The organism is Pseudomonas eucalypticola (genome assembly GCF_013374995.1).
GTDB lineage: Bacteria > Pseudomonadota > Gammaproteobacteria > Pseudomonadales > Pseudomonadaceae > Aquipseudomonas > Aquipseudomonas eucalypticola.
The window spans coordinates 3564644-3591328 of record NZ_CP056030.1; the positions used below are offsets into that span (position 1 = coordinate 3564644).

Annotated in this window: 22 protein-coding genes and 1 pseudogene; 17 read left to right on the plus strand and 6 right to left on the minus strand. The window is 65.3% G+C overall.

The annotated features are described in order from the left end of the window. The first annotated feature begins 189 nt into the window (after positions 1-189). The 8 genes and pseudogenes from HWQ56_RS15820 to HWQ56_RS15850 all read left to right on the plus strand — a co-directional run bounded on the left by HWQ56_RS15820 (position 190) and on the right by HWQ56_RS15850 (position 9733). Positions 190-2637, plus strand: a complete 2448-nt coding sequence (locus HWQ56_RS15820) for a TonB-dependent receptor plug domain-containing protein (RefSeq protein WP_176571102.1) — start codon at positions 190-192, stop codon at positions 2635-2637. A 56-nt stretch (positions 2638-2693) separates the two neighbouring features. Then, positions 2694-4316 (plus strand): ABC transporter substrate-binding protein, encoded by a 1623-nt coding sequence (locus HWQ56_RS15825; RefSeq protein WP_158157566.1) that lies wholly within the window; start codon positions 2694-2696, stop codon positions 4314-4316. Further along, positions 4313-5263 carry an ABC transporter permease gene (locus HWQ56_RS15830; protein WP_158157565.1) on the plus strand — a complete coding sequence of 317 codons (951 nt, stop codon included), beginning with the start codon at positions 4313-4315 and terminating at the stop codon, positions 5261-5263. The genes HWQ56_RS15825 and HWQ56_RS15830 overlap by 4 nt, the downstream gene beginning before the upstream one ends. Before the next feature lies 1 nt (position 5264). Next, entirely contained in the window at positions 5265-6158 is an 894-nt protein-coding gene (locus HWQ56_RS15835) for an ABC transporter permease (RefSeq protein ID WP_158157564.1), read from the plus strand. Then, positions 6155-6940 (plus strand): annotated as a pseudogene (locus HWQ56_RS29475) (ABC transporter ATP-binding protein); the annotation flags it as partial. The gene HWQ56_RS15835 and the pseudogene HWQ56_RS29475, both read left to right, overlap by 4 nt. 15 nt (positions 6941-6955) lie before the next feature. Continuing rightward, on the plus strand, positions 6956-7768 hold the full coding sequence (locus HWQ56_RS29480) for an ABC transporter ATP-binding protein (RefSeq protein WP_425331968.1): 813 nt from the start codon (positions 6956-6958) through the stop codon (positions 7766-7768). Positions 7769-8297: 529 nt separating this feature from the next. Continuing rightward, the gene (locus tag HWQ56_RS15845; protein ID WP_176571104.1) at positions 8298-9032 is read left to right on the plus strand and encodes an ABC transporter permease; all 735 of its coding nucleotides are present in this window, start codon (positions 8298-8300) and stop codon (positions 9030-9032) included. Then, the gene (locus HWQ56_RS15850; protein ID WP_176571105.1) at positions 9032-9733 is read left to right on the plus strand and encodes an AAA family ATPase; all 702 of its coding nucleotides are present in this window, start codon (positions 9032-9034) and stop codon (positions 9731-9733) included. The genes HWQ56_RS15845 and HWQ56_RS15850 overlap by 1 nt, the downstream gene beginning before the upstream one ends. A 56-nt stretch (positions 9734-9789) precedes the next feature. Here the strand turns inward: HWQ56_RS15850 and dhbA are convergent, their stop codons facing one another. From dhbA to HWQ56_RS15870, 4 genes are read right to left on the minus strand one after another with little or no spacing between them, the layout of a single operon-like run. Next, complete coding sequence (dhbA, locus tag HWQ56_RS15855) at positions 9790-10545, minus strand: 2,3-dihydro-2,3-dihydroxybenzoate dehydrogenase (RefSeq protein WP_158157560.1); 756 nt, start codon at positions 10543-10545, stop codon at positions 9790-9792. Positions 10546-10594: 49 nt separating this feature from the next. After that, complete coding sequence (locus HWQ56_RS15860) at positions 10595-11461, minus strand: isochorismatase (protein WP_176571106.1); 867 nt, start codon at positions 11459-11461, stop codon at positions 10595-10597. A gap of 9 nt (positions 11462-11470) precedes the next feature. Beyond that, on the minus strand, positions 11471-13093 hold the full coding sequence (locus HWQ56_RS15865) for a (2,3-dihydroxybenzoyl)adenylate synthase (RefSeq protein WP_176571107.1): 1623 nt from the start codon (positions 13091-13093) through the stop codon (positions 11471-11473). Beyond that, positions 13093-13989, minus strand: a complete 897-nt coding sequence (locus tag HWQ56_RS15870) for an isochorismate synthase (protein WP_245217764.1) — start codon at positions 13987-13989, stop codon at positions 13093-13095. The genes HWQ56_RS15865 and HWQ56_RS15870 overlap by 1 nt, the downstream gene beginning before the upstream one ends. A gap of 2 nt (positions 13990-13991) precedes the next feature. On the opposite strand from HWQ56_RS15870, the gene HWQ56_RS29115 reads away from it, so the two are divergent. Together HWQ56_RS29115 and fepB are read left to right on the plus strand one after the other, a co-directional pair. Beyond that, the gene (locus HWQ56_RS29115) at positions 13992-14300 is read left to right on the plus strand and encodes a hypothetical protein (RefSeq protein ID WP_245217765.1); all 309 of its coding nucleotides are present in this window, start codon (positions 13992-13994) and stop codon (positions 14298-14300) included. A 359-nt stretch (positions 14301-14659) separates the two neighbouring features. After that, positions 14660-15664, plus strand: a complete 1005-nt coding sequence (gene fepB / locus HWQ56_RS15875) for a Fe2+-enterobactin ABC transporter substrate-binding protein (protein WP_176571108.1) — start codon at positions 14660-14662, stop codon at positions 15662-15664. Here fepB and entS read toward each other — a convergent pair. Next, entirely contained in the window at positions 15634-16875 is a 1242-nt protein-coding gene (entS, locus tag HWQ56_RS15880; protein ID WP_176571109.1) for an enterobactin transporter EntS, read from the minus strand. The genes fepB and entS overlap by 31 nt on opposite strands. Positions 16876-17039: 164 nt before the next feature. Here entS and fepD point away from each other — a divergent pair, with 164 nt between their 5' ends. The 7 genes from fepD (at position 17040) to HWQ56_RS15915 (ending at position 24583) form a co-directional block, all read left to right on the plus strand. After that, a complete protein-coding gene (fepD, locus tag HWQ56_RS15885) occupies positions 17040-18026 on the plus strand; it encodes a Fe(3+)-siderophore ABC transporter permease (RefSeq protein ID WP_176571110.1) in 987 nt (328 codons plus the stop codon). Next, the gene (gene fepG / locus HWQ56_RS15890; protein WP_158157553.1) at positions 18026-19021 is read left to right on the plus strand and encodes an iron-enterobactin ABC transporter permease; all 996 of its coding nucleotides are present in this window, start codon (positions 18026-18028) and stop codon (positions 19019-19021) included. Before fepD ends, fepG begins: the two co-directional genes overlap by 1 nt. Further along, a complete protein-coding gene (locus tag HWQ56_RS15895) occupies positions 19018-19815 on the plus strand; it encodes an ATP-binding cassette domain-containing protein (protein WP_176571111.1) in 798 nt (265 codons plus the stop codon). The genes fepG and HWQ56_RS15895 overlap by 4 nt, the downstream gene beginning before the upstream one ends. Before the next feature lie 717 nt (positions 19816-20532). Continuing rightward, the gene (locus HWQ56_RS15900; RefSeq protein ID WP_176571112.1) at positions 20533-21435 is read left to right on the plus strand and encodes a sterol desaturase family protein; all 903 of its coding nucleotides are present in this window, start codon (positions 20533-20535) and stop codon (positions 21433-21435) included. A gap of 108 nt (positions 21436-21543) precedes the next feature. Next, a complete protein-coding gene (locus HWQ56_RS15905; protein ID WP_176571113.1) occupies positions 21544-22326 on the plus strand; it encodes an endonuclease/exonuclease/phosphatase family protein in 783 nt (260 codons plus the stop codon). Next, the gene (clsB, locus tag HWQ56_RS15910; protein ID WP_176571114.1) at positions 22323-23546 is read left to right on the plus strand and encodes a cardiolipin synthase ClsB; all 1224 of its coding nucleotides are present in this window, start codon (positions 22323-22325) and stop codon (positions 23544-23546) included. Before HWQ56_RS15905 ends, clsB begins: the two co-directional genes overlap by 4 nt. Then, a complete protein-coding gene (locus HWQ56_RS15915; protein WP_158159169.1) occupies positions 23543-24583 on the plus strand; it encodes a lysylphosphatidylglycerol synthase domain-containing protein in 1041 nt (346 codons plus the stop codon). Before clsB ends, HWQ56_RS15915 begins: the two co-directional genes overlap by 4 nt. Positions 24584-24606: 23 nt before the next feature. Here HWQ56_RS15915 and HWQ56_RS15920 read toward each other — a convergent pair whose 3' ends face one another. Next, positions 24607-26652 carry a hybrid sensor histidine kinase/response regulator gene (locus tag HWQ56_RS15920; protein ID WP_176571115.1) on the minus strand — a complete coding sequence of 682 codons (2046 nt, stop codon included), beginning with the start codon at positions 26650-26652 and terminating at the stop codon, positions 24607-24609. Between the last annotated feature and the right edge of the window lie 33 nt (positions 26653-26685).

The following is a 26685-nucleotide window of genomic DNA, read 5'->3' on the forward strand; positions in this document are numbered from 1 at the left end:
ATAATTAGATTTTTTTTAATGCATATTTTGAATGATATCATTATTCCAAAAAAGACTTTCCAATGCGTTTGTTATGAAAATACTATCAAACCCAGACGCCACCCTTGCCGTCCCAAACGATTGCCTTCAGGAAATGGAACCTGTACCCCCACCACGGGCCAGTGTCAGCTTTAATGGACAACGCCCGACATGCCGTACTCCCCTTTACCCAAGCAACCCAAGACGTTCCCGCTCTGCGCACTGAGCGTTTCCGTATGGCTGGCTACGGCCGCGCCCCTGGCCAATGCCGATACGACGACCGCCGACACGCAACTCAAGACCGTGACGGTGACCACCAGCGCCGAAGCCGCCCGGGCGCAACAGCGCACCCTGGTCGACAGTTCCACGCCTACCGATATCATCAGCAATGATGCACTGGTCAAGACTGGGCGTGCCGAGCTGTCCGAGGCCATCGCCAAGCTGTTGCCGTCCTTTACCTTTGGCAGCAATATCGCCGGTTTCAACTCCACTACCCGGCCGCTGAGCAACCGCGGCATGGGGCCGGAGTACACGCTGGTGCTGGTCAACGGCAAGCGGCGCCACCTGGGTGCGGCCATTCAACAAGGCTCCACCGACAACAGCGGCGCCAATGTCGTCGATATCGACATGATCCCCATCAGCGCCATCGACCACATCGAGGTGCTCAAGGATGCCGCCGCTGCGCGCTATGGCTCCGACGCCGTGGCCGGGGTGGTGAACATCATTCTCAAGTCCCAGGACGCGGGCGGCCATGTGGAAACCAGCTATGGCGAGCTGTTTTCCGGCGAAGGCGCGACCAAGAAGATCGCCGCCGACGAAGGTTTCAAGCTGGGCGACAACGGCGGTTTCCTGCACCTGTCCGCCGACGCCCGCAAACGTGGCTACGCCTCGTGGGACGGCAAGGCCGACAGCACCATCAAGGCTTACAACGACCCGGTGAAGGAAGCCAGCTGGGACCGGGTGGCGATCAAGAACGGCGACCCCGAGCTCAAGGCCTACAACGTGGGCTATAACGCCGAGCTGCCGCTCAATGACGTAACCCTGTACTCCTTCGGCACCTATGGCGAACGCAAGGCGGTGATCCAGAACTACTACCGCTTCCCCAATGGCACGGCTTCGGTACCGGAGATTTTCCCCGACGGTTACTACCCGGTGAACAACCTGCGCGACATCGACTACCAGTTCGTGTTCGGCGGCAAGGGTGACGTGGGCGGCTGGAATTATGACCTGAGCACCAGCTACGGCCGGGATACGCTGAAATACTCCAGCGAGCTCAACCTCAACCCGTCGCTGGGCGTGGACTCGCCCACCAGCTTCAACAACCTGGCCACCTTCCGGTCCGACCAGTGGGTGAACAACCTAGACTTCAGCCGCCGGTTCGAAAACCCCTTCAACCTGGGCGTGCCAGTGACCGTGTCCACCGGTATCGAGCACAAATGGGAGCGCTTCAGCACCTTCGCAGGCTCTGCGGACTCCTACGAAACCGGTACCTACAATGCCGCCAGTGGTGCCCAGGCCTCGGTCATCATCCGCCCCGAAGACGAAGTGGACCTGATCCGCAATACCTACGCCACCTACCTGGACCTGGGCTTTGACCTGACCAGCCGCTGGTACGCCGACGTGGCCGCGCGCCTGGAGCATTTCGACGACTACAACGGCAACAAGCTGGGCCTCAAATTCAACAGCCGCTACAAGCTGACCGACACCGTGGCGGTGCGCGGCACCGTCGGTACCGGCGTGCGCGCCCCGTCGCTGACCCAGACCGGTTACACCACCACCGACAGCCGCGTGAACACCGACGTCAACGGCAACGTGGTGCCCGCCACCACGCGCCTGACGCCGTCGGACAGCAGCCTGGCCCAGGCGCTGGGTGGCAGCGCGCTGAAGCCAGAGAAATCCCAGAACCTGGGGCTGGGCATCACCTGGCAACCGGCGCCGCGCACCAGCGTCACCGCCGATGCCTACCTGGTGGACATCCAGAACCGCATCGCACTCACCAGTGCCATCTATGACCACGGCGACGGCGTGGTCAACAGCATCCTGGCCGCCCAGGGCGTGACCGCCGGCACCTGGGTGGACTATTACACCAATGCCTTCGACACCCGCACCCGCGGCCTGGACGTGGTGGCCGACTACACGACACCGTTCGGCGCGTTCGGCGACGTGCGCTGGAGCGCGGCCTTCAACTACAACAAGACCACCATCACCGATGCCAAGGACACCCCGGCTTCGCTGGCCAATGCCGGCGTGACACTGGTAGGCCGCAACCGCGAAGGCGACCTGACCGACGCGCTGCCCAAGACCAAATGGATCCTGGGGGCCAACTGGAAGGTGGGCAACTGGAACACCAACCTGACCACCACCCGCTACGGCTCGGTGTCGACCCTGGCGGTGAACGAGAGCGGCGACCGCAGCTTCGGCGCCAAGTGGCTCACCGACCTGGACGTCAGCTACACCTTCTTCGACCACCTGACCGTAAGCCTGGGCGGCAGCAACATCTTCGACGTGCGCCCCGACAAGAATGCGGTGTACAGCAGCCTGGGCCTGGCCCCGTACGGTAACCCGCCGTTCTACCCCGGTGGCGGCTCCTGGTACACCAAGCTCGCCTACGACTTCTGACCCAGCGGCCGCATCGCCCCCACCGGCGTGCGGCCTTTTTGCATGAGGAACAGCCCTTGAAGCTACAACGAACCCTGGCCAGCGCGGCCATCCTCCTGGCCCTGGGCCTGGCGGGCTGCTCGCCCTCGCACCCCGACGCTCAGGCCGCCAACACCTTGAAGATCGCTTTCTTCGGCGACAACACGCAACTGGTCAGCCTCGACCCCTTCCAGGTCTACTGGCTGGAGCACCGGGTGGTGTTGCGCAACGTGGTCGAATCCCTCACCGACCAGGACCCGCAGACCGGTCAGATCATCCCTTGGCTGGCCGAGCGCTGGGACGTCAGCGCCGATGCCCGCGAATATACCTTCCACCTGCGCCAAGGCGTGACCTTCAGCAACGGCGAGGCCTTCGACGCCCAGGCCGTGAAAACCGCCTTCGACAGCGACAAGGCCTTCACGGCCGAGGTGCCCAGTGCCTTCGGCGCCACCTACCTGGCCGGCTACGACCACGCGGAAGTGATTGACCCGCATACCATCAAGCTGGTGCTGAGCACGCCCAACGCCGGCTTCCTGCAAGCCACGTCCACCACCAACCTGGCCATCCTGGCGCCGGCATCCTACCGCCACACCGCCAAGGAGCGCTCCCTGGGCGCGATCATCGGCACCGGGCCGTTCGTGCTCGACCATTACACCCCCGAGTCGGGCCTCAAGCTGGTCAAACGCAGCGGTTATGCCTGGGCGTCGGCCAACGTGCTGAACAAGGGCGAGTCCCACGTTGCCGCCGTCGAAGTGACCTACGTACCGGAAGAAAGTGTGCGCAATGGCCAGTTCCTGCAGGGCCAGGTGGACATCCTGTGGCCGCGCAACCCGTTCGCCGACGTCGACCTGAAATTGTTGCAAAGCAAAAAGGCCACCATCCAGAGCCGCTCGCTACCCGGCCCGGCCTGGAACCTGTATCCCAATACCCACGGCGACCGCATCCTCGCCGACGCCGACGTGCGCCTGGCCGTGCAGAAGGCCATCGACCGCAAGACCTACGCCAGCACCGTGTACAGCCCCGAGTTCCCCGTGGTGGATGGCGTCTATGACGTCACCACGCCGTACTTCCGCAGCCAGGGCGCCAAACTGGGCTATGACCCGCAGGGCGCCGCCGCGCTGCTGGACAAGGCCGGCTGGAAACTGGGGGCCGACGGCTACCGGCAGAAGGACGGCAAGCGCCTGAGCCTGTCATACAACGTGCCCACCAAGGAGACGGCGGGCGATGTGTTGATCCAGGACCAACTGCGCAAAGTGGGCATCGACCTGGCATTGAAGGTGCGCACCACCGCCGAATGGTTCACTGCCAACGCCGCGGGCAACTATGACCTGACGTTCTCCTACATGACCCGTGCCGACCCGATCGTACTGCAGACCATCCTCGACCCGCGCAGCGCCATCAGCCCGACCATGGCCACCAATACCTATCCGCCAGCGATCCTCAGCCACGCCGAAGGCCTGTTCGACGTCGGCCTGACCGCGACTGCCGCCGACCAGCGCGCCAAGGCCTACGGTGACCTGCAGGACTTCCTGATCGACCAGAGCGTGGCCATCCCGGTGTTCGAACGCGTGTGGCAGGCCGCCACGGCGCCGCGGGTGCACAACTTCCGCTGGAGCGCCGAAGGCTTCGCCTTCCTCAACGACATCGAGGTCAGCCCATGAGCCGCTACCTGCTGGGCCGCATAGGCCAGGCGCTGCTGGTGTTATGGGGCGCCTTCACCATCACCTACTTCATCCTCTACCTGCTGCCAGGCGACCCGTTGTCGATCATGCTCAACGCCTCGGGCATGGAGATCGACGCCCTGACGCCCGAGCAATTGGCCAAGGCCAAGGTTTACTACGGCCTGGACCAGGGCCTGTTGGTACGCTACGGGCACTTGCTGTGGGGCGTTCTGCACGGTGACCTGGGCCAGTCCCTGACCCTTAACCGGCCGGTGACGGCGATCCTCGCCGAGCGCCTGCCGCAGACCCTGGCCCTGGCCGCCAGCGCCATCGCCCTGTCGCTGGCGGGGGGTGTCGGGCTCGCCTACCTGGCGGCGTACGTTCGCTGGCAGCCGCTGAAGACCGCGCTGTCGCGCCTGCCGGCCCTGGGCTTCTCGGTGCCGGTGTTCTGGATGGGCCTGCTGCTGATCCAGGTGTTCGCCTTCAGCCTGGGCTGGTTCCCATCAACCGGCAGTGTCGGCGTGACGAGCCTGGTGCTGCCGGCGGTGACCCTGGCGATCCCCAGCGCCGCGGTCTATGCCCAGGTACTGCAGCGCGGCTTCCTGGATGTAGCCCGCGAGCCCTACATCCTCACCGCCCAGGCCAAGGGCCTGAGCCGTGGCCAGGTGCAGGCCCGCCACGGCTTTCGCAACGCAGCGCTGCCGCTGTTGACCCTGGTGGGCCTGCAAGTCGGCAACACGGTGTCCGGCGCCGTGCTGGTGGAGACCATCTTTGCCCGCAACGGCGTCGGCCGGCTGGTGCAGGAAGCCGTGCTGCGCCAGGACATTCCCGTGGTGCTGGGGGTGGTCACGGTGTCGGCCGCCGCTTTTGTGCTGGTCAACCTGTTGGTAGACCTGTTGTACCCCATTCTCGACCCGCGCATCAGCCACGCGCCCAAGGTGACCTGACATGACTGCCACCGATACCACCCTTGCCCCCGCTGACCTGCACCGCCCCCACTGGCAACCCCGTGGCCGGTTGCGGCGCACCCTGGACGTGGCGCTGCCCTTGCTGCGCCGCCCCGGGTTCGTGCTGGCCGTTGTGCTGGTGCTCGGCAGCCTGCTGGCGGCCCTGGCACCGTGGCTGTTCACCAGCGTCGACCCGTACGCCACCGTCCCTGTGGCCAAGCTGTTGCCACCGGGCGCTGGACACTGGTTCGGCACCGATGAGCTGGGCCGCGACCTGTACACCCGGGTGCTGTACGGGTCGCGCCTGTCCATCCTCGCCGCGCTGCTGGCGGTGGGCCTGGCGATGGTGTGCGGCCTGGGCCTGGGCGTGGTGGCCGGCTTCATCGGCGGGCGAGTGGACGCCGTGGTGATGCGCCTGATCGACGTGATGCTGGCGCTGCCCGGCCTGCTGCTGGCCCTGGCCATCGTCACCGCCATCGGCTTCGGTACTCTGCCGGTCGCCATCGCGGTGGGGGTGGGCATCATTCCCGGGTTTGCCCGCACCACCCGCGCTGAAGTGCTGCGGGTCAAGACCCTGCCCTATGTGGAAGCTGCCCGCCTGGGCGGCGCCAGCTGGCGCCGTACCCTGCTGCGCCACGTGCTGCCCAACGCCTGGGGGCCGGTGGCGGTATTGGCCACCCTGGACTTCGGCGCCGCCATCCTGGCCACCGCCGGCCTCAGCTTCCTGGGCTTCGGCGCCCAGCCACCCGCCGCGGAATGGGGCACCCTGATCGCCAACGGCCGCCAGTTCCTGATCACCGCCCCCTGGGTGTCGCTGCTCCCCGGCCTGGTGGTCGTACTGGTGGTGTTCAGCCTCAACCACATCGCCCGCACCCTTGAGGAAGTCCAATCATGAGCGCCCTGATCGACGTACGTGACCTGAGCGTGAGCTACCACACTGCTGGCCGCGTCAAGGAAGCCGTTCGGCAGCTGTCCTTCAGCCTGAACCAGGGCGAGACCCTGGCCATCGTCGGCGAGTCGGGCTCCGGCAAGACCACCCTGGCCAGCGCCCTGCTCGGCCTGCTGCCGGCCAGCGCGCGCATCAGCCGCGGCAGCCTGCGGGTAGCCGACACCGACATCAGCCACGCCAGTGAACGGGTCAAGCGCCAACTGCGCGGCCGAGTCATCGGCCTGGTGCCCCAGGACCCCATGGTCAGCCTCAACCCGACCCTGACCATCGGCCGGCAGATCGGTGAAAGCCTGATCCTGGCCCACGGCCGGCGGTACCCGGCGCTGGACGCCGACGTGCTCGACCTGTTGACCCAGGTCGGCCTGGACACCCCTGCCCTGCGCGCTCGCCAGTACCCCCATGAGCTGTCCGGTGGCATGCGTCAGCGGGTGCTGATCGCCATTGCCCTGGCCGGCAACCCCAAGGTAATCATCGCCGACGAACCCACCAGCGCCTTGGACGTGACCGTGCAGCGGCGCATCCTCGACCACCTGGAACAGCTGGTGCAGGCCCGGGGTATTTCACTGATCATCATTACCCACGACCTGGGCGTGGCCGCGGACCGCGCCGACCGCGTGCTGGTGATGAAAGACGGCCACCTGGTGGAGCAGGGTCCGGCGCGCCAGGTGCTCGGCGCCCCCAGCCAGGCCTACACCCGCGCACTGCTGGCAGCGGCCCCGGCCTTTGGCCAGGGCCAAGGCCCCGTGCCCCTGCCCTCTGGCGCCTCGCGGCCCTTGCTGAGCCTGGAAAACATCGGCAAGCGCTACCCCCTGCCTGCCCGCGGCGGCCACGTGCAGAGTTTCCGGGCACTGCAGGGCCTGAGCCTGAACGTGCACCCGGGGCAAACCGTGGCCATCGTCGGCGAGTCCGGCTCGGGCAAGAGCACCAGCCTGCGCATCGCCCTGGGCCTGGAAACCGCCAGCGAAGGCAAGGTGCGCTTCGACGGCCAGGACCTCACCCAGCTCACCTGGCAGCAATTTCGCCCCCTGCGTCAACGCATGCAACTGGTGCAGCAAAACCCGTTCGCGTCACTCAACCCGCGCTTCACCATTTTCGAAAGCGTGGTGGAACCCCTGGTGTCCTTCGGCCTGCTCAAGGGCGAACCCTTGCGCCAGGCGGCGCGGCAACTGATGGACCAGGTGCAACTGCCGGCCAGTTACCTGGACTGCCTGCCTCGCGAACTGTCCGGCGGCCAGCGCCAGCGCGTGGCCATTGCACGGGCCCTGGCGTTGAAACCGGACCTGTTGTTGCTGGACGAACCGGTGTCGGCGCTGGACGTATCGGTGCAGGCGCAGATCCTGGACCTGCTGCGCGGTTTGCAGGCTGATTTGGGCGTGGCGTATGTGCTGGTGTCCCACGACCTGGCGGTGGTCGCCAGCCTCGCCCATGAAGTGGTGGTGCTGCGGCGTGGCGAGGTGGTGGAGCAAGGGCCGGCGAGCCGGGTGCTGGGACGGCCGGCGGATCAGTATACGCGCGAGTTGCTGGAGGCGATCCCGGGGCGCGGGGTGTTGGTTTAGAAGACTCCGTGGGGAGGTCCGCCTCCCCTACAACCGGTCGAGAATCAATAAATGCCACTGTTTCCAAAAACGCGACCGCTCGTCAAAAAACAAAATGAAACATATCGACCCTATGCGACTGTTCATCTACCAACTAAGGAAATTTCCTACTTTATTATCAGAGCCCTCCTAAAGCTTTTTTACGATAAGACGGAAAAGCCTGCCACTAGTATTAAATTTCATATTTGACCTACGCGCACCTCGGAGTTGCCCGTAAGACGGGTACTACAATACGGTGATTCACCTCATTGAACCAATAGCCCCGCCCCCTCACCGCAGTTGACTTGCCCTACATTCGAAACTAAAGATATGCACCTAAGCGCTGGGGAGTAGGCTTAGTTCACTGGCCCCTCTTTGTGTTCAATTCAATACCCTCATCTGCTCCGCTTTATTTGCTTATTGCAAATCTGTGGCAGCGCCACAACTCCCCCTGGAATCCGTAAAAGCCAAAGATGAACCCCGACCGTTTGAAAACAATGGTGCCCTTTCCATGACCCCATCCCTACCACGACGCGTTGCATCCCTTACTTTGATTTTCGCCCTGGAGCAAATAAGAGAGCCCCTTTCACTCATATGGACCATCATTTCACCCGCGGCGCTTTTCTACCTTCTGTCCTATAACCGTCATTCCGCAGCACTGCTTGACTACACCGTGGCGACCGCCTGGTTCTACGCCTACATCGCCTCAAGCGTGGCCTTTTTCGGCTTCTGCTTCTACTTGATCGGCCGGAGGGAAAGTGGTTTCGTGCGGTCATTCATGCACACCCGCACCGCGAAAGCCGTGTTCCTTGCCAGCCATTTCATCAGCTACTCCCTCGTGTCGCTGTTGTACGCCTGCGCTTTCTATCTGATCACCAAGCCTGCATTCGGCCCCTATGACCTTCAAGAGGCGGTTTCCCTCACCCTTCGCTTTTACGTGTGCTTCCTGGGTTTCTGCACTCCGGCTTTGCTGCTTGCCAATGCCCGCTTGAAATTCCAGACCGCCAACACCTTGATTTCCGTGCTGCTGTTCTGCGGGATCATGACGGCACTGATGGGCACGCAAGCCGGGAGCCCGACCGTGCAGTGGTTCACCGCGCTGAATCCGTTTGTGGTGGCCAAACGGGTGATGGAAGCTTCCCAGGTTCCATTCGTGGCCCTGGGCTGCAGTGCGGCGCTGCTACTGGGGGCGGCGCTGGTCACGATAAAAACCTTCCGGACCAACCCCGTATGGAGCCGCTATTGATGATCAGCGCCAGGGACATCAGCCTTCGTTTCGCCCACAAGATCATTTTCGATCGCGCGAACATCGATATTGGTCGGCAACAGATAACCGGCATTATCGGGCCGAATGGCGCGGGGAAAACCACGTTCTTCGACCTGCTCTGCGCCATTCGCCAGCCGGACTCCGGTACGCTCGACGTCAACTGCGCGGCGCGCTCCTATCTGTCGCAGACATTGGGCATGCCAGCGAACCTGACGATGCGCGAGGTTTATGAGCTGGTGGCTGTGCTGTCCTGCAACCGTGCGGTTTCCATGCGCGACACGCTGGCGAAGTTCGAGCGCTGGGACCCGTTCCTTGCCGGCAAGTATGCCGCCACCTTGAAGAAACGCCCGGCCTACTGCAGCTACGGGGAGATCAGGTTCTTCTTCACGTTGTCGCTGCTGTCGCTACCCAACGAGTTGATTATCCTGGATGAGCCCACGGCAGGCGTGGACCCTGAGTCGAGGCATTACATCTGGTCGATGCTGCGCAAGGCAAGGGACGAGGGCGCGACGATTGTGGTGTCTTCCCACCACATCCATGAAATCACCGAACACTGCGATGTGTTCCATCTGATTCATCGGCGCAGGTTCCTGAAATTCAGCAGCGGGCAGGCGTTTCTCGACCATTTTGCTGAAGCCACCCTGGATGAAGCGTTCATCCAGGGTGCGCGAAGCGGGTAACGGTTGCAGCGGGCCCGGGGGAACGGCCGGGTCCGCTGCAGGGAGGGGTGACGAACTCAGGCGGCCAGGGTGGCGCCGCCGTCGACTACCAGGTCTTGCAGGGTGACATGGCTGGCCAGGTCCGAGGCCAGGAACAGCACCACGTTGGCGATTTCATCCGGCGTAGCGATCTTGCGCAGCGGGATGCCGAGCTTGTAGTGCTCCGGCAAGCCGGCGACCAGGCGGTCGAAACCCTGGGGGCCGCCGACCATGTCGCGCAGCATCGGGGTGTCCGTGGAACCCGGGGACACCAGGTTGCAGCGCACGCCATAGGCGGACAGCTCCAGGCCGATGCAATTGTTCAACGACACCATGGCCGCCTTGGACGCGCAATACGCCGCCATCTGCATGCGCGGCACGTGGGCGGCGTTGGAGGCGATGCTGACCACCGCCCCCTTGCCCTGGGCCTTGAACACCGGCACCAGTTGGCGGAACAGGTAGAACGGGCCCGATACGTTGACGTCGAAGCACGCTTGCCAGTCGGCGACCGACAGTTCGTCACTGTTGCCTAGGCGCAGCACGCCCGCGCCATTGACCAGCACGTCGATACGCGGGTGCTGGCCGAGGATTTCCTGGCAGACCTGCTCGACGGCGTTGGCGTCGGTAACGTCCAGTTGCACAGTCTTGAACGGGTACTCGGCTTCATTGAAGGCACGGTCGAACCCGAGCACTTCGGCACCCGCGGCCTGGAAGCGCAAAGCCACCTGCAAACCGATACCTTGCCCGGCACCGGTGACCCACACGCATTTGTTGCTGAAATCCAGCGTATTCATGAATAAAACTCGCCAAAGGCCGCCCTGCCCGGGCGGCTGAAAAAAGGGATCAGCGCTTGCTCGACAGCACGGCCAGCCAGCCAGCCAACGTTGGCTTGGCGGCCAGATCGGCGAAGCTGACGTCCAGGCCCTCACGCTGCCAGTTGCCGATCAGGGTCATGACCTGCACCGAGTCCAGGCCGAAATCCATCAGGTTGTCGTCCGGCTCAGGCTCGCCATCGTCGGCGTCCAGGAACGGCTGGACCTGGGCCAGCAGCCATGGCAGGTCCAACGGCGCTTTGGCAGAAGCGCCGATGATGGCCTGGTTGGCGATCACGTAGCCGCTGCGGGTGGCCACGTAGCGCAGGGCCATGCGGTGCTCTTCTTCGGAGAAGTCGGCCAAGGCGTCGCCAACGAAGAAGGGCTGAATGTCGCGCATGAAGGCTTCGGTGGCGCTGACCATGCAGCCGATATGGGCGTACACGCCGCACACGATCAGTTGGTCACGGCCGCCTTCCTTGATCATCTGCTCCAAAGGCGAACGGATGAAAGCGCTATAGCGCCATTTCACCAGCACGGTGTCCTGAGGCTCAGGGCGTAGCGGCGCCACCACTTGCTGCACCTGGCGGCTGGCGCTGGTCAGGCCCGGGCCCCACATGTCGTTGAGCAGGGCGCGGTCCTCGGGGCTCTGCTCCGACGGCTGGGCGGTGTACACCACCGGCACGCCGTGGGCATGGCACCAGGCACGCAACGCAACGATGTTGTCCACCAGTTGTTTGACCAGCGGGCTGCCTTCACCGTAGAAATCCAGGAAGTATTCCTGCATGTCGTGAATCAGCAGCACGGCGCGGGATGGGTCCAGGCGCCAGGACACCTTGTTGGCCGGGAAGCTGTCCGGGGTGGGCATGGGGTAGCTGGCGAGTTTCGGGATAGCCATGGAAAAGCCTTATGCGTGGGTGAAGGCAGTGCGCAGGGTGTCGCGCAGTTGCTTTTTGTTGATCTTGCCCACGGCCGTCAGCGGTAGCTCGGCCATGAACTGGAAGCGGTCGGGCAGCTTGTAGTCAGCCACGCCCTGGGCGCGCAGGTACTTGCGCAGGTCCGAGGGTTTCAGGGCTGCGTCGCTGGCGACCACACAGGCGCAGCTTTTCTCGCCCATCAATTCGTCAGGGATGGCCACCAGCGCCACGTGAGTGACGGCCGGGTGGTGCAGCAGCAGGTTCTCGACCTCTTCGGCGGCGATCTTTTCACCGCCGCGGTTGATCACGTCTTTGACCCGGCCCACCACTTTCAGGTAACCGTCGGCGTCCTGCTGAACCACGTCACCGGAGTAGTAGAACCCTTCGGCATCGAACACCTGGGCGTTCTGCTCGGGGGCCAGGTAGTAACCGCGGAACGTGTACGGGCCACGGGTAGCCAGCATGCCCGGTTCGCCCAGGGGCACCGCGCGGCCCTCTTCGTCCAGCACGCGAACTTCGTCGTCGGCGCTCATCGGGCAACCCTGGGTGGTGAACACCCGCTCGCTGTCGTCATCCAGGCGGGTGTAGTTGACCAGCCCCTCGGCCATGCCGAACACCTGTTGCAGGCGGCAGCCCAGTTCCTCGGGCACCCGGCGCGCCAAGGCCTCGGAGAAATTGGCACCGCCCACCTGCAGCACCTTGAGGCTGGCCAGGCGCTGGCGATGTTCAGGCGCGGCGCGCAGCCACAGGGCCACCGCCGGCGGCACCAGCGGCACCCAGTCGATGGCGTGGCGTTCGATCAGGGCGAAGCAGCTCAACGGCTCGGGGTCGGCGGCCATCACCACGCAGCCACCGGCGATGAACACACCCAGGGCACCGGGCGAGCTCATGGTGTAGTTGTGCGGCGCCGGCAACGCGCACAAAAAGCGCGTGGCCGGGGACAGGCCGCACAGTTCAACACTGCGGCGCAGGCTGTAGTAGTAATCGTTGTGGGTACGCGGAATCAATTTCGGCGTGCCGGTGCTGCCACCGGACAGCTGGAAGAACGCAACCTCGGCGCCCGCCGTCGGCGTGGTCTCGAAGGGCTCGTCGCGCGGTTGCAGACACGCCTGCAGGCTCAGCACGTTGGCCCCCGCCTCCCCCTCCAGCACCACGGTGGACAAGGCGGGGGCCACGTCGCGCAGTTCGGCCAGGAAGTGGTCGTTGGCGAATAGGCCATGGCGGCGGGAGGCGATCAGCAAGCGTGGCTGGATCTGCCGGGCATAGGCCAGCATCTCCTGGCGTTGGTGGCTGAACAGTGCGTTGACCGGGACCACGCCCAGTTTCAACAGGGCAAAGAAACTGACGTAGAACTCGGCGCTGTTGGGCAACTGCACCAACGCCGTGTCGTGGCGGCGCAGCCCAGCGGCCTGCAGGTGCGCGGCCAGGTGGTTGGACTGGCGGTCCAGTTCGGCGTAGCTCAGGGTACGTTCGCCACAGATGATCGCCGGGGCCTCGGGGCGGGCAACCACCTGCTGAGCGAGGATGTCAGTCATCGGCCGGTCGAGCCAGTAGCCCTGCGCGCGATAATGGGCGGCCAAGTCATCGGGCCAGGCAGTGAAAGCGATACTCATCAGGCACCTACCTTTGCGTCCAGGCCACAGGCGGCCAGCATGGTGCCGAGCTTGGCCTGGGTTTCCTTCCATTCCGATTCGGGGCACGAGGCCTCGACGATCCCGGCGCCGGCGAACAGGCGCAGACGGTCTTCGTGCACGGTGCCGCAACGGATGGTGACCACCCATTCGCCGTTGCCGTGGCTGTCGCACCAACCCACCATGCCGGCGAACAGGCCGCGGTCGGCGGGTTCGCAGAGGTCGATGAGTTTGCGCGCCAGTTGGGTCGGGGCACCGCACACTGCCGGCGTGGGGTGGATCTGGCAAGCCAGTTGCAGCACCGACGTCTCAGGGTCGCGCAGGGTGCCTTCCAGGGCGGTGGACAGGTGCCACATGGCGGCGGTGCTGAGCAGTGACGGGCCCGCTGGCACGTGCAGCTCGCGGCACACCGGTTCCAGCACGTGGCGGATGTCGTCGATCACCAGGCGGTGTTCGTACTGGTCTTTCTCGGACACGAGCAGGGCTTCGCCCACTTCCCGGTCTTCCACGGCGTCGGTACGGCGCTTGGCCGAGCCGGCCAAGGGGTTGGTGAACACCTGGTCGCCCTGTTTGCGCACCAACAGCTCGGGGCTGACCCCGATCAACTCACCGCCATCGGCCAGGGGCACGCGGAAGTGGTAGCCGGAACGGTTCTGCGCTGCCAGGTTGGCGAGGATCTGCTCGATGTCCGCAGCGTCGGCCAACTGCACTTCCAACTGCCGCGACAGCACAGCCTTGCGAATGCTGCTGGTGCGGAAATTGGCGATGGCCTGGGTGACGGCGGCCTTGAACCCGGCCTCATCGGGGATGCTGCGCTGGCCCCGCACCTGGGGCGGCTGTGGGGCTGGGCAGCCTGGGGCAGGACCGTGTCGCTCCATTCATGGTCGCGGGGCACATACAGGCACGAAGGCTGCCGGGTGTCGAACGGAATGGCACCCATCACGATGGGGTTGTCGATACCAGCCCGGCGCGCTTGCTCGAAGGCGGCGCCCACTTCGGCCAGGAACGTACTGGAACTGACGCCACCGTTACCGGCGGGGGTGGTGATGCGGCTGAAAATACCGCGGGCGCGCAGGGTGCGCTGGCCGCTGCGGAAAAGGAATTGAGCCGACTCGGCGCCGGTTTCAGCCGTGCGGTATCGCTCGTGTTCCTTTTGGTGTGTCGTCATGACGTCGCCTCATGTGAATGAATGAGAATTGCTATCAATTATGTTCAGGTTATGGATAGCGATTCCACTTGTCAACGAGGCCCTAATAGCAGGCAAAAGGCCACTCTGCGGCGCTTCAACGCCGGTACAGTCACTATCAATGTGCCACAGGGCAGCGGCGGGCCCCTTCACCACGGGGCGCGGCGCGGGAACAGCGCACCGGGAGGCGTCGACCAATACGCCGTGCTCGCCTTCGGAACCTCGCAGCGTTTCATGCGGCCATGCAGGGCTCAATGTAAATATGTATCATTAATGTTACCGGCTCGCACACACTTCTGCTTGCAGACGTACAGCCCATTGATAAAAATGGGAATTATTCTCTCTCAGGGACGTTACCTGCCATGACCCTCCGCCTGCCCTTTCCTTCCCTGCGCGCCACTTTGTGCGTGCTGGCCGCCTGCCTCCCCCTGTTGGCCCAGGCTGATGCTGGTTGGCCACGCACCGTCAGCGGTGAACACGGTAGCGCGGTGCTGGACCACGCCCCCAAGCGCATCGTCTCCACCAGCGTGACCCTCACCGGTGCGCTGCTGGCCATCGATGCACCGGTGGTCGCCAGCGGCGCCACTGTCCCCAACAACCGCGTCGCCGACGACCAGGGCTATTTGCGCCAATGGGGTGCTATCGCCAAGGCGCGGCAGGTGCAGCGCCTGTACATCGGTGAAGCCAATGCCGAGTCGGTGGCCATGGCCGCGCCCGACCTGATCCTGGTCAGCGCCACCGGCGGCGACTCGGCCATGGCGCTGTACGACCAGCTCTCGGCCATCGCCCCGACCCTGGTGGTCAACTACGACGACAAGAGCTGGCAACAGGTCGAACAACTGCTGGGCCAGGCCACCGGCCACGAAGCCCAGGCCGACGCCTTGGTCAAGGCCTTCACCGAACGCCAGGCCCAGGTGCGGAAGAGCCTGACCCTGCCGCCGCAACCGGTGTCGGCGTTCGTCTACAACCCGGCGGCACGCCAGGCCAATGTCTGGACCCGTGATTCGTCCCAGGGCCAGTTGCTGGAACAATTGGGCTTCCAACTGGCCAGCCCTTCGCCGGCCGTGGCCAGCAGCCAGACCATGGGCAAGCGCAAGGACATCATCCAGGCGGGCGGCGAGCACATGGCCGATGCCCTGACGGGCCAGACGTTCCTGATGTTCGCCGCCGAACCGGCCGACACCCAGGCTGTGCTGGGCAACACCTTGCTGGCCCACCTGCCGGCAGTGGGCAGCCAACGTGTGTATGCGCTGGGCGCCGACACCTTCCGCCTGGACTACTACAGCGCCAGCCACCTGCTGGACCGCCTGCAGGCACAGTTCGGAAAGGCCGGCACTCAGGCGCCGGCGGCCACCGCGTCGAACTGAACGTGACGCAGCTGGCGCATGGTCAGCGCCAGCACCAACCCCACCGCGACGGCCGCCAGGCCAAAGGCCATGGCGGCGGGTGCCGGCAACAACCATGAACCCAGGCCACCCAGCAAGGCAGCCCCCAGGGCGTCGCCGCTGACGTTCTGCGCGGTCCACAGGCCATTGACTCGCCCCAGCAAGTGGTCGGGGGTCTGGGCCTGGATCAGGGCGTACTGCAACAGCGCGTTTATCGCACTCAAGTAGCCGAAGCCAGCCAGGCACAGCAGCGCCAGCCAGAACGCCGGCATCACGCTGAACAGGGCGATGGCGGCGAAGGCCACCACGGCGCTGGCGATCATCCGCCGCCCAGGCCTCGGCGTGGCAGCCAGGCGCCCGCTGGTGATGGCGCCGATGGCCGCGCCCAGGGGCGTGGCGGCGTACATGAAGCCCAGTTGCGTGGCACTCAGGTGCCAATCGTTGCCCAGCGCCGGGTACAGCACGCGCACTGCGCTGGCCAGGGTGAGCAAACCGCCAATCAAGGCCACGGTGCCGACCACGCGGTTCTGGAACAGAAAGCCGACACCGGTTGCCAGCGCCCGTAGCGGATGCTCGCGGGGCACCGGCGGCGGTGGCAGGCTGGGCAAGCGCAACAACAGCAGCACGGTGACCAGCGTGCCCAGGGCGGCCAGGCCGTAATTCCAGGCCACGCCACCGAAGGCGATCAGCAGCCCGCCCAGCAACGGCGACAGGATCGACCCCAGGCGCACGGTGAGCATACTGATGGCGCCCGCTTGCACCATGTGCTCGCGGCCCACCAGGGCGGGCGTGGCGGCCAGCAGCGCGGTGACGCCGATGGCGCCGAAGAAACCGTCCCACAACGCCAGGCCATAGATGGCCAGCAACGACGGCTGCGGCATCAGGGCGTTGAGGCATAACCCGACAAAGGCAATGCCGCAGGTGGAACGCGCCAGCAGGATCAGCCGACGGCGCTCATGCCGGTCGGCCAGCACGCCGCCCAGCATCAGCCCGACGAACATGCCGGTGCCGGCCAAGGTCACCGCCAGCCCGACCTGGATCGGCGAATGGGTCAGGGCCTGGATCTGCACCGGCATGGCGATGGCCAGCAGGCCCAGGGAGATCAGCGAGATCAGCCGCGCGAGGAACACCGCGCGAAACGCAGGGTGGCTTTTGAGCAGGCTGAGGTTGATGAAAATGGATGGTCGAGCCATGGGTCCCTCGTGGCAGTGGGCGAAGCGCCACGATAGGCAAGCTACCTATCAGGCGGCCCGCATGATAGCATTCGCTAATCGAGTGCATAAAAGAATGCTTCGTATTTGTATCGTTACATAGCCAGGCGAGAAATGATGTTCGCACCCCCCCGGCGCTGCCAGCCATGAGCTTCCCGTTGCGGTTGATGATCACCGCCCTGGCCTTGTTGGCCGCCATTCTCGCCAGCCTGCAGGTGGGCGCCCATTTCGCCCCGCTGTCCCAGGTGCTGGATGCCCTGAGCGGCCAGTGCACCAGCGCCGATTGCACCATCATCACCGACGCGCGCCTGCCGCGCACACTGGCCGGCCTGTTGGCCGGCACGGCACTGGGGGTGGCCGGGGCACTGATGCAGACCCTCACCCGCAACCCGCTGGCCGACCCCGGTATCCTGGGCATCAATGCCGGCGCCAGCTTCGCCCTGGTGGTGGGCATGAGCTGGCTGGGGGTCAACGGCCCTGACCAATACGTGGTGTGCGCGGTGGTCGGCGCCCTGCTGGCGAACCTGCTGGTCACCCTCAGCGGCTTCACCGGCGGCGGGCGCATCAGCCCCATGCGCCTGACCCTGATGGGCGTGGCCCTGACCGCGGTACTGGAAGGCATCAGTTCGGGCATCACCCTGCTCAACCCGCTGGTGTTCGACCAGGTGCGTTACTGGCAGGCCGGGTCGCTGGATGTCCGCAACCTGGAACTGATCAAGGCTGCCGCCTGGCCTATCAGCCTGGGGGTGGTGTTGGCCCTGGCCCTGAACCGCTCGCTGGACAGCCTGGGCATGGGCCTGGACATGGCCGCCGCCCTGGGCACCCGGGTACTGCGCACGCAGCTGCTTGGCTTGCTCGCCATCACCTTGCTGTGCGGCTCGGCCACCGCCGCGGTCGGCCCCATTGCCTTCGTTGGCCTGATGATGCCCCATCTGGCCCGCTGGCTGGCCGGCCCCGGCCATGGGCGTCAATTGCCGTTCGTTCTGTTGCTGACCCCGGCCCTTCTGTTGTTCGCCGATAGCCTGGGGCGCGTGATCGCGGTCAGCGAAATGCGTGTGTCGGTGATGACCGCCTTCATCGGCGCGCCGGTGCTGATTCTCCTGGCACGGCGCCAGCGCCTGGGAGGCCAGTGATGACCGCCCAGCACGGGCACCGCCCGGTCCTGACTGCCGTTGTGCTCGCCGTACTGTGCCTGGCCCTGGGTACCTGGGCGCTGGCCAGCGGCAGCCTCACCCTGAGCCTGGGCCAGGTCATGGAGGCGCTGCGCGGCGCAGGTCCCCATGGCACGCAGCTGGTCGTGCTGCAATGGCGCCTGCCGCGGGTGGCCACCGCACTGGTGCTGGGCGCGGCGCTGGGGGTCAGCGGGGCGGTGTTCCAGTCACTGATGCGCAACCCGCTGGGCAGCCCGGACATCATGGGCTTCAACACCGGTGCCTACAGTGGCGTGCTGGTGGCGCTGGTGCTGTTTCACGGGGACACCCTGGGCACCGCCTCGGCGGCCCTGCTCGGCGGCCTGGTCACGGCGCTGGTGGTCTACCGTCTGGCCTGGTGCAACGGCATCAGCACCCTGCGCCTGATCATCGTCGCGCTGGGCGTGCGTGCCTTGCTGGTGTCCTTCAATACCTGGGTACTGGTCAATGGCTCGCTGGAGGCGACGTTATCGGCCGGGCTGTGGAATGCCGGCACCCTCAATGGCATGACCTGGGCCAAGGCCGTGCCCGCGCTGCTGTGCATTGCCGTGGCGCTGGTGGCCAGCCTGGCCTTGAGCTTGCGCCTGCGCTTGCTGGAGATGGGCGACGACACGGCCAGCGCCCTGGGCGTACCCGTGGAGCGCTCGCGGCTGCTGTTGCTGATGCTGGGCGTGGTGCTCACCGCTGCCGCCACCGCCATTGCCGGGCCCATCAGCTTCGTGGCCCTGGCCGCGCCGCAGATCGCCCGGCGCCTGAGCCCCAGCCAGCGTTTGGCGCTGCCCATGGCGGCGCTGACGGGCGCCCTGCTGCTGATGGCTGCCGACCTGGCCGCCCAGCGGCTGTTCCTGCCCTATCAACTGCACGTCGGGCTGATCACCGTCAGCCTGGGCGGGCTTTACCTGATTGGCCTTCTGATTCGGGAAACACGCAAGCGATGAGCGCCCTGCCTGAACCTTCGCGCCTGTGGGCCGAGCAATTGACCCTGGGCTACGACGACAAGATCGTCGCCCGCGACCTGTCGGTGCACATTCCCGACGGTGAGCTGACGGTGATCATCGGCCCCAATGCCTGCGGCAAATCGACCTTGCTGCGCACCCTCAGCCGGCTGTTGCAGCCCAGCGCCGGCCAGGTATGGCTGGACGGACAGGCCATCAGCCGCTACCCCACCAAGGAAGTGGCCCGGCGCCTGAGCCTGTTGCCGCAGAGCTCCACGGCGCCGGCCGACATTCTGGTGCGTGACCTGGTGGCGCGGGGGCGCTACCCCCACCAGGGCCTGTTCAGCCGCTGGCACGCCGATGACGAACGCGCCGTGCAGCACGCCATGACGGCCACCGGCGTCGCGCAACTGGCCGACAAACCCGTGGACACCCTGTCCGGCGGCCAGCGCCAGCGCGTATGGATCGCCATGGTGCTGGCACAGGAAACCCCGCTGGTGTTGATGGACGAGCCCACCACCTGGCTGGACATCGCCCACCAGATCGACTTGCTGGAACTGATGCGCGAGCTCAACCGCGACCGTGGCCACACCCTGGTGGTGGTATTGCATGACCTCAACCATGCCTGCCGCTACGCCACGCACCTGATCGCCATGCGCGACGGCCAGGTACTGGCCAGCGGCGCACCGAAGGACATCGTCACCCCGGAACTGATCCAGGCGGTGTACGGCTTGGCGTGCGTGATCATCGACGACCCGGTGGCCGGAACGCCGATGATCGTGCCAGTGGGGCGGTGACACAGGGCGGACCAGGCAATGCCACCACCATCACTGGCCTGAAACAGATGTTTCGGGCCAGTGATGGCGGGGCCATTACCTGCTCGTCGCCACGGTAAAAAAAGGTTCTTCACGGATTGCCGGGAAGGTTGTGGCACCACCACAGATCTGTAGTGAGCACACAGAGCGGACCAGGTAATGCCCCAGGCATAACTGGCCCGAAACAAATGTGGGAATGGGGGGGCGCCGAGCCCTTGCCCGGGAAGCGCCGCGCGGGCGGCGCTCGATCTTAGCAGCGACACTCCAACATCGCCTGGCACTTGGAGGCCCTGATGCAATCCCCAGTCAGGAGCTTCGATGAACATTTTGTCGGCCTGCCTTGCAATTGCATCAAGGCCATCAGATACATGCCTTGGTATTCTATGCGCCCTCGAAACCGAGCGCCGCCCGCGCGGCGCTTCCCGGGCAAGGGCTCGGCGCCCCCCCATTCCCACATTTGTTTCGGGCCAGTTACGCCTGTGAGATCACCTGGTCTGCCTTGGTTGTTCACTGCAGATCTGTGGTCGCGCCACCCACGTTCCCGGCAATCCGTGAAGAATCAAAAAAAACCCCTTTTCTTGAGAAATTTCCTACAGCTACCCCTACCCCCGCTCCGCCACGCTCCCGAACTTGCGCCGTTCGTTCAAGCCCGACAGGCCCTCATTCCTCGACCCTGTCCGTTTCCCAAGGAGTTGCCCCATGCGCACGTTCTTTGCCTGGCTGTACGCCCCGTTGTTCTTCTTCGGTTTCCTCGCTGCCGGTATCTGGTTGGTGGCTGACGGTCTGCCGGTGCCGCTGTTGCTGGTGCTGCTGGCCTTTGCCGTCATGGTTTCCACCCTCGCCGAACGCTACCTGCCCTACCGCACGACCTGGAACACCAGCCACCAGGACGAACCCCGCGACCTGGCGCATGCGCTGGTCAACGAGGGCATCAACGGCCTGGGGGTGATCACCATCCCGCTGCTGGCCTGGCTGCTGCCCAACCCCGGGTTGTGGCCGAGCGACTGGCCATTGTGGCTGCAACTGGCGGTGGCGCTGCCCATCGCCGACCTCGGCATTACCCTGGTGCACTACGCCAGCCATCGCTCGCCGCTGTTGTGGCGCCTGCACAGCGTGCACCACAGCGTGAAACGCATGTATGGCTTCAACGGCCTGATGAAGCACCCGCTGCACCAAACCCTGGAAGCACTGGGCGGCGTGGTGCCGCTATTGCTGCTGGGGCTTTCGCCGTCGCTGGCGGCGCTGCTGGGGTTCGCGGTGGGTATTCAACTGCTGCTGCAGCACAGCAATGTCGATATGCGTATCGGCAGCTTTCGTCATGTGTTTGCGTGGGCGCCGGTGCATCGCCTGCACCACCTGAAATACGGACGCGTGGGCGACGTGAACTTCGCATTGTTCTTCAGCTTCTGGGACCGATTGCTGGGCACTGCCCTGTATTTGCCGAGCTACCGCCTGGGCGATGATGTGGGTATCGGCGACCGGCCGGATTACCCCGTGGGGTACGTGGCGCAGTGCCTGGAGCCGTTCAAGGCCCAGGCGAAAAGCACGCCCGCGACCGCCCCCCACGAGCTGACCCTGGCATTGGAGAAACACCGTGCGTAGGGAATGAGTCCATCGCCTGGGCCAACCACTGACCAGACGCCTGCCGCGAACTTCCTGGACGCCCCCGAGTCGGTATTGATAGCCCTTTGCGTCCAGGACTTCACCCTTATGTCCACCGCTCACCCACACCCGCAACCCGAACAGGCCGCGGCCGTACGCACCCTGCGTATCCTGACGGTCAACACCCACAAGGGCTTCAGCCCGCTGAACCGCACGTTCGTGCTCCCCGAGCTGCGCGACGCCGTGCGGGCGGTATCGGCCGACGTGGTGTTTCTCCAGGAAGTGCTGGGCATGCACCGCCTGCACGGCCAACGCTTCGCCAACTGGTCCGACGTGCCGCAGTATGAGTTCCTCGCCGACAGCATGTGGCCTGTGTTCGCCTACGGGCGCAACGCGGTGTATCCGGAAGGTGAACACGGTAACGCGTTGCTGTCGAAATTCCCCATCCTGCGCCACGACAACCTCGATGTCAGCGTCAGCGGCACGGAACAGCGCGGGTTGCTGCATTCGGTGCTGCAAGTGCCCGGCCACCGCGAGGTGCATACCATTTGCGTGCACCTGGGCCTGGGCGAACGCCAGCGCCAGCAACAGTTGCAGCTGCTGTGCGGCTTGCTGGACAGCCTGCCCATCGATGCGCCGGTGATCGTCGCCGGTGACTTCAACGACTGGCGCAAGCGCGCCGACGAGGTATTGGCGGCCTGCAACATGAGGGAAGTGTTCGCCCAGGCCTACGGGGCCGTAGCCCGTACCTTTCCCGCGCGCTTGCCGCTGTTGTGCCTGGACCGGGTGTACCTGCGCAATGCCACCGCCGTCACCCCCAAGGTGCTGGCGCGCAAGCCCTGGTCGCACCTGTCCGACCATGTGCCGCTGGCGGTGGAGGTGCGGTTATGAGCGAGGTATGGCGCAACGATAATGCCGTGCAGTTGCTGATCAACGGCGAAGCATTTTTCGACAGTGTGTTCCAGGCCATCGAAGCAGCCCGTGAAGAGGTGCTGATCGAAACCTTCATCCTCTTCGAAGACCAGGTCGGCCGGCGACTGCAACAGGCCCTGATCGGTGCCGCCCAGCGGGGCGTGCGGGTCGAGGTACTGGTCGATGGCTACGGTACCGCCGACCTGGGCGCGCAGTTTCTGCGCGAGCTGGGAGAAGCCGGGGTGCATTTGCAAGCGTTCGACCCGCGCCCGCGGCTGCTGGGCATGCGCACCAACCTGTTTCGCCGCCTGCACCGCAAGATCGTGGTGGTGGACGGCGAAACCGGGTTTATCGGCGGCATCAACTACAGCGCCGATCACTTGCTGACGTCCGGCCCCATGGCCAAGCAGGACTACGCTGTCAAACTGCAAGGCCCCATCGTCGCCGACCTGCACCAGGCCACGCTGACCCTGCTCGACGACACCAGCCGCGTGCGCCGGCAAACCCGACCGTGGCTGACCCCGCGCCAGCCGCTGGACGCCGATAGCCGAGGGGCACGCCTGTGCCTGCTGATACGGGACAACCAGGCCCACCGCGATGACATCGAGCGCCAGTACCTGCACGCGATTCGACAGGCCAACCAGCGCATCATCATCGCCAATGCCTATTTCTTTCCCGGCTACCGCCTGCTGCGCGAGTTGCGCGATGCTGCCCGCCGTGGAGTCGCCGTGACCCTGATTCTGCAGGGTATGCCCGACATGCCCCTGGTGCGCCTGTGCTCGCGCTTGCTGTACAACTACCTGTTGCGCGACGGCGTGCAGATTCGCGAATACACCCAACGCCCCCTGCATGGCAAAGTCGCGGTGGTGGATGAGCGGTGGAGCACCGTGGGTTCCAGCAACCTGGACCCCCTCAGCCTGTCGCTGAACCTGGAAGCCAACGTGGTGATCGACGACCGCGACTTCAACCAGCGCCTGCATGACCACCTGGCCGAACTGGCCCAGGGGCACTGCAAGGCCGTGACCCTGCAGCGCGTGTTGCGTGGCTACTGGTGGCGGGCGCCGTTGATCTTTCTCAGTTTCCACTTTCTGCGCCATTTTCCGGCGATGGTCGGCATGTTCCCCGCCCACTCGCCCAAACTCGCGCCCTTGGGCCCCGTGGTGCCGGAGCCGGCGGAGTCGGCCCAGGAGGGTCTATGAGCCGCCACCCTACCCTCTGGAAATGGCTGCGCCGGGGTTTCAACGCCCTGTTTCTGGTGCTGGTGCCCGTGCTGTTGGTGATGCTGCTGCGCAACCTCGATTGGCAGGAAGTGCTGCATACCCTGCGTGCCTACTCCTGGCCGTTGCTACTGGGCGGCGCAGGTATCGCGGCGCTCAGTTACCTGGTGTTTGCCAGTTATGACCTGCTGTCGCGCCGCTACACCGGCCACCACGTGCCGGTCGGTCAGGTACTGACCCTGGCCGTGACCTGTTATGCCTTCAACCTCAACCTCAGCTCATGGGTCGGCGGCATCGCCCTGCGCTACCGGCTCTACGGCAAGATGGGCCTGGACGTACCCACGGTCACCAAGATCCTCAGCCTCGGGTTGGTGACCAATTGGCTGGGTTACCTGTTGGTCGGCGGCGCGCTGTTTGCCGCGGGGCTGCCGGACTTGCCCGACAGCGTCAAGATGGGCCAGGGCGGGCTGCGCCTGATCGGGGTGGCCATGCTGGTGGCCGGGGTGGCCTACCTGCTGGCCTGCGCGTTCGCCACGCGCCGCACCTGGCATGTGCGCCAGCAGAGCATCACCTTGCCGGGCATCCGCCTGGCCTTGGCGCAGGCGGTGCTGAGCGCCGTGAACTGGTCACTCATGGCAGCGCTGATCTTCATCCTGCTGCCCGCCAAGGTGGGCTACCCCACGGTGCTGGCGGTCTTGCTGATCAGCAGCATTGCCGGGGTGATCACCCATATTCCCGCCGGGCTGGGTGTGCTGGAGACGGTGTTCATGACGCTGCTGCAGGGCCAATACAGCAAGGGCACGCTGATCGCCGCGCTGCTGGCCTACCGGGTGCTGTATTTCCTGCTGCCATTGCTGATAGCGTGCGGCTTGTACCTGTACCTGGAAAAACGCACCGCGAACGTGGACGCCACCCCCCGCCAAGAACCGCCAGCAGACGCACCGCCCAGCGGTGCAGCAGCGGCCATGGGGCCGCATCGAGGACGCCACGGCCTGGCCGATGCCCCCCATGACGCCTGATGCCCACTGCGCCCCTGCTCGGGTCACTCGTCCAGCAGGCTGCGCACTTTCTCCGTCAGCGTCTGCAAGGTAAACGGCTTGACCAGCAGGCGCATGCCCGGCTCCAGCTGCGAGCGCTTGACCAGCACCTGCTCGGCATAGCCGGTGATGAACAGCACCTTGAGGCCTGGGCGTATGCGCGCGGCGGCGTCTGCCACTTGCCGCCCGTTCAGGCCACCGGGCAGGCCGACGTCGGTAATCAGCAGGTCGACTTCACCGGTCATCTGCAACAGCGCCAGGCCTGCCACACCGTCACCGGCTTGATGCACCTGATAGCCCATCTCCTCCAGCTGCTCGGCGACCAGCGTGCGCAAGGTCACTTCGTCATCGATCAGCACCACGCTTTCCCCCAGCCGGGCCGGGCGGGCCACCAGGTCGGCCGGGGCAGCGTCCGGCGCCTGCACAGGGCCCAGGTGACGCGGCAGGTAAAGACGCACGGCAGTGCCCTGCCCCGGCGACGATTCGATGCGTACCCGCCCGCCCGACTGCCGGGCGAACCCGTAGACCATCGACAGCCCCAGGCCCGTGCCCTGGCCGATCGGCTTGGTGGTGAAAAAGGGGTCGAAGGCCCGCGCGATCACTTCCGGGCTCATGCCGGTTCCGGTGTCGACCACGCTCAGGCACAGGTACTGGCCCGGTGGCAGGTCATCGTCAGCCAGCGCCGGCGCCGGTTGCTGATGATGGTGCACCTGCAAGGCCAGGTGGCCGCCATCCGGCATGGCGTCGCGGGCGTTGATGCACAGGTTGAGCAGCGTGCTTTCCAGTTGGTTGGCATCCACCAGCACGGTCCACACGGCGGCCTGGGGCTGCCAGTCCAGCGCCACGGTGGGGCCCAGGGTCTGGCGGATCAGGTCGCGCAGGTCATCCACCAGTTGCACCACGTCGGTGGGGCGCGGGTCGAGGGTCTGGCGCCGGGCGAAGGCCAGCAGGCGGTGGGTCAGTGTCGCCGCGCGGTTGGCGGCGCCGTGGGCAGCGTCCAGGTAGCGGTCCAGCTCATTGAAGCGTTGCTGGGCCACGCGCCGGCGCAGCAGTTCCAGGCTGCCGGTGATGCCTGTCAGCAGGTTATTGAAATCATGCGCCAGGCCGCCGGTCAGTTGCCCCACCGCTTCCATCTTCTGGCTGTGGCGCAGCAGGTCCTCGGCCTGGCGCAGGGCTTCGGCGCGCTCACGCTCCTGGGTGACGTCACGGCCCACGGCATTGAAGAAACCGTCGCCAGGCACCGCAGCCCAGTTGATCCAGCGGTACTCACCCCGGCTGTCGCGCAGCCGGCAATTCATGTCCTGGACCGCTTCGCCGTCAGCCAGCCGCGCCGCCGCGGCCAGCACCGTGGCACGATCATCGACGTGTACCAGCCCCAACACGCTATTGCCACGCAAACACCCAGGCTGCCAGCCGAGCACGTGCTCCCAGGCAGGGTTGATGGCGACAATCTTCAGGTCCGGCTCGGCGACCAGGATAATGTCCGATGACAATTCCCAAAGGCGATTGCGGTCTGCGGTACGCTCGGCCACCTGGCGCTCGAAACTGGCGGCCAACTCATCGGTCTGCCGCTGGGTGAGGACGCTGCGGGTGGTTTCCACCACCGTGTCGAGAAACCCCACCACCTGGCCGTGCTCATTGCGCACCGGGCTATAGGAAAACGTGAACCAGGCCTGCTCCGGGTAGCCGTTGCGCTGGAGGGTGAGCGGGAAGTCTTCGATGAAGGTCGACTCCCCCGCCAGCGCCCGCGCGGCGATCGGACCGATGGTCGGCCAGGCGTCACTCCAGATGTCACCGAACGAACGGCCCAGGGCGTTGGACTTGCTGCCCAGGATGGGTACGAAGGCGTCGTTGTAGAGGGTAACCATGCCCGGGCCCCACACCAGGCAGCTGGGGAAGGCATTGGCCAATACCATCTGCACCGCCACGCGCAATGCCTGCGACCAATGCTCCATGGGGCCAAGCGCCGTGGCAGCCCAGTCGAACCGCCGCACCTGTTCGCTCATGGCGCCCCGGTCGGGGAGAAAAGCGTATTCCGGCACTTCCTGCATGTGCTCACTCTTGAATTCATTCGCGACGCAGGA